1 protein-coding gene and 1 pseudogene are annotated in these 4,156 nt (G+C 58.7%); one reads left to right on the top strand and one right to left on the bottom strand.

The window, feature by feature from the left end; all coding sequences use genetic code 11:
* The first annotated feature begins 74 nt into the window (after nucleotides 1–74).
* Nucleotides 75–719, top strand: coding sequence for a helix-turn-helix domain-containing protein (locus C450_RS19465; RefSeq protein WP_005046652.1), 645 nt, complete (start codon nucleotides 75–77; stop codon nucleotides 717–719).
* A 2,103-nt stretch (nucleotides 720–2,822) separates the two neighbouring features.
* On the opposite strand, the pseudogene C450_RS19455 reads toward C450_RS19465, so the two are convergent.
* A pseudogene (locus tag C450_RS19455) lies at nucleotides 2,823–4,156 on the bottom strand (digeranylgeranylglycerophospholipid reductase); the annotation flags it as partial.

Here is a 4,156-nt window from a genome sequence, read left to right as displayed (position 1 = left end):
GATCAGCCGATTGCTTGCCCGGTAGAGCGATCGCGAGTGATGACACGACAATGCTCTCAACGAAGTGATCAGTCATGAGTGTGATCGCTGTTGCCGACATCGGCCACCCGGACATGTCGTTGGATCCTACGATTCGCGAGTGTCCCGACACAACGATTCGGGTTGTCCATCACTCTGGGACTGACCCTGAGACGGCGATCTTCTTCTACATCGTCGAGAATCCTGGCAAAGAGTTCGAACAACAACTCGACGAGGATCACACGGTTGTGGAATGGGAGTTGGTGGCGGGCTTGGAGCCGACCCGTGTCTATCGGATACGCCACCCCCCGGAAACCAAGCTCATTTCGCCGAAGACGAGCGAACTCAGCGGACTGATGCGCAGGGCGATCACCAACGTCCGCGGATGGACGGTCCGGCTCCAGTTCCCCGATCGAGACGCGCTCGCCGCACTCGCCGAGTACTGCGACACCGAGAACATCTCGTTCACCCTCCAGAAAATGTTCCGGCAGGACGAGTGGGACGGCGGCGAACCCACGGGATTGACCGAAGCCCAGCGCGAAGCGCTGATGACCGCCTACGAGAACGGCTACTTCGAGGAGCCCCGTGAGGCGCGCCTCGCCGACATCGCGGACGAACTCGACCTCTCGCCGACCGCCATCGGCGGCCGCATTCGTCGTGGGACAGCGAAGCTCGTCGAGACGACACTTTTCGACGACTGACCTGAGCTGCGTGAATGGCGTACAGCCACCGTTCGATCACAGTCCATTGTTGTCATCGTCGAGCGAGGATCGATCGGTTTCGATCTGTACTATTCAATATCGAGTCGGTTGAATTTCGAGTCGGGATGCAGCTGACAGCGGAGGAGTTCGAAAAACCTCCCGCGAAACGGGTGTACAATCGCCCGAGAAGAACACTGTTACCCCCATCATTGTGCAAAATGTCCGCGATCATCGCGCATCGTCCTGGCGACTCAGCAAGCGTGTAAACGGACTCTCGCGGCGAGCGCGCCCGGAACAATGGGTTTCGGTGGCAGGATATTGGTAACGGCCTCGGTCGCTATCCGTGGACAGAGCCCGCCAGCAACGCCGCACGCACTCGTGATCGCGATCCATCGGGGAGAGTAAGTTGAGGGTGAGCAATCCCAACCATACCAGAGTCTCCCCAAGTGTGCACTTCGAACGCACAACCGTAGCCCTTTCGTTAACTGTCACTTCACGCTCATACTGCTCAAGGTCTGATTCTCGACGTCAACATGGTTCGTGCTCAATATCGCAGTCAACTTCGATGTCATAACCCCGTAGTCGACGGCACGCTCTAGCGATGGGGCATCTGGTGGATGAACTCGGTACTTGGTTCGGTACCTCCGACTCGCGTGTTCGTCCAGAGATATCGACGACAAAATCGCGATCGGCCTACACATCAATGGACATGGGTATTGACCCCGATCCCAACGACTGGGACGACGGAATACAAGTCACCACGAGATAAATCGCGGGTCTTGGAACGACAATCGATGTCGGTCAATAAGAGGCGGTATCTCGCCCGCCAGTAGCCACGCTTTCAGTTACGGAGAGTGCTCAGGCGTGATCGACATCAAAGTCCCATGCCACATTTCAACACATTTCATATTCAAAATTCGCACTTAGAAGCCCGAAACGATCTGGAATAGTCCGAAAAGGTTCGGAACAGCTACCTGGAGTTAAGAACGTGCCCCGACTCTTGACAGGCCGAAGACACCGTGATGTCAAAACTATCCGATCGATTGGAAGGCGTTCAGACGAAGCGCATCGCCATGGTTGGCCTCGTGGCCGTCATGCTCGTGGTTGCTGGATGTAGTGGAGGCGGGGGTGGCAACAACACCAGCGGTGATGGAGCCACTGCTGCTGCCGGCGAGGATACCACCGCTGCTGAAGAGGAAGCCACCGCCGCTGAGGAAGAAGAGACGACTGCCGCTGAGGAAGAGGAAACCACCGCCGCTGAGGAAGAGGAGGAGACCACTGCTGCTGGTGAAGAGACGACAGCCGACGAAGAGGAAACCACCGCTGGCGAGGAAGAGACCACTGCTGCTGGTGAAGAGACCATGATGGAAAACGGGACCTCGATGGAAAACGAGANGACCATGATGGAGAACGGAACCTCGATGGAGACCGAGACTACAGCAAGCAGCTAACACTCCCTCTGTAGGGACCAGAGGCAGAATCACCGCCGATTTTTCGACAACGCCCCTAACACCTTTCCGTCCTCACGTCAATCAGTGACATGGGGGGCGCGCTACAACCTGAGTGCTTGTCATGGATCGCTCGTGCTCCACACCGCCACCATCACCTTTCCCGAATATTTCGACCACATCCGTCACGGGACACTCTCATCTGGTAGATCAAGCCTGTTTGNACACTCCAGTGCGCTTCACTGAATGGCTGATTCCTCCTGTTGGATCTCTCCCGAAAATCACGAGGAGCGCGAGAAACTGGTCCTCATGACTCAGATCCCGCGCTCAGCAAGACTTTTTCGAGAAAGGGTATAGTCGTATCGGATGATCCCCTGGTAGCTGAAGACAAGCAGGTCGTTTTCTCATACACAATAAGTGTTGGAATCAATCGACGCCCTAAATTTTCACACAGGACTATGCATGACGAATCGACCTAGCTGAGTTCAGAGATATCGGGTATCCGAGGGCATACCCTACGCGAGAGCGGAGATGACAATCGACAGTACAGAACGGGAGGGGCGAGTTCATCAAACGGCAAACATCCACCGTTCACCGAATGTGCCTGTAGATAGCTCCGAAGACCGGTCTACGACACTCTGAGGATCCGACTCGGTTACGCGAGTCGCTCCGCAACCCGATCGCGCAGGAACTGCCCGAATAGTGGGGCGTCGTCGAGGTGGATCAATCGCGCGATCGCAAGCGGACTACCCTCATTTGCATCCGCCAGCGTCCCCATCCCGAGATCGTTCATGTCGCCCAGCAGCCGATCGTAGCGCTCGTTCGAGGCCAGATACAGGAGCCGCGTCATCAAGAGCCGGCGCTCGGCCTTGGGTGCGACGTCGCGGTGCCAGAGNCAGCAGCCGATCGTAGCGCTCGTTCGAGGCCAGATACAGGAGCCGCGTCATCAAGAGCCGGCGCTCGGCCTTGGGTGCGACGTCGCGGTGCCAGAGGGTGTCGTAGACCGACATGTTCGAACCCGAGATGTCCCGTCGTTCGGACATCAGACACCGGTCGGCGGTGATCGCGGCCGCGCGGCCCGACTTCATGCAGGTGTGGATCCCCTCGCCCCATAGCGGATCCACCGTCGGCACGGTGTCGCCGATCGCCATGAATCCCGGCGCATGAAGCCGATCGGGGGTCTGGATGTGCGCGGAACCGCGGTGTTGGCCGCCCTCGTGACGCTTCGCGTTCGTCAGCCGCGGGTCGGTGTCGAGCCAGTGATCGAGGTAGCCGTCAATGCTCCGGTCTTTCGTCTGGTGGTTCCGGTAGCGCTCGTTCTGGATGAAACACAGGCCGACCTTCGCGGTGTCCGCACCGGTGTGAAAGATCCACGAGTAGCCGCCCGGTGCGAGATCGTGATCCAGCCGGAGCATCATAGCGTCCGTGAGGTCGGCGTAGCCATCGTGTTCGACCCTTATCCCACCCATCTCCCATTCGACGCCGATCGCCTGGTTCTTCCGTTCGAGGTCGCTCACATCGAGGGCCTTCGCCAGGGGCGCTGCCGGTCCGGTCGCGTCGATCACGATGTCGGCATAGACCTCCTGATCGCCGTTGTAGCGCACCCCGACCGCGTGGCCGTCCTCGGTGATCGGGGCGGTCGCACGCGCGTTGAAGCGATATTCCGCGCCTGCCTCGCGCCCGTCCTCGACGAGGAACTGTTTGAAATCCGCGAAGTCCATCACCGCACCCGGCTGGACTCTGGTGAAGTGGTCGTTCGGAGATTCGAGCACGATCTTCTCAGTGTAGTTCATCACCACGTCGTCGGGCAAGCCAAACGCTCCCATCATCGAGGCGAAGGTCCCGGCGGTGGACTTGTTGCTCTGTCGAGGAAACTCCGCCTCGTTCTCGGTTTCGAGGACGAGCACGTCGTAGCCACGTTTGGCAACGTCGCGCGCACACTGAGCTCCGGCCGGACCGGCACCGGCGATCACTACCTCGTGTCGATCA

It is taken from the genome of Halococcus salifodinae DSM 8989 (assembly GCF_000336935.1).
GTDB classification, from domain to species: Archaea; Halobacteriota; Halobacteria; order Halobacteriales; family Halococcaceae; genus Halococcus; species Halococcus salifodinae.
Note: the sequence above shows the minus strand (reverse complement) of the source record. Positions and strands in the feature narration are given on the sequence as shown.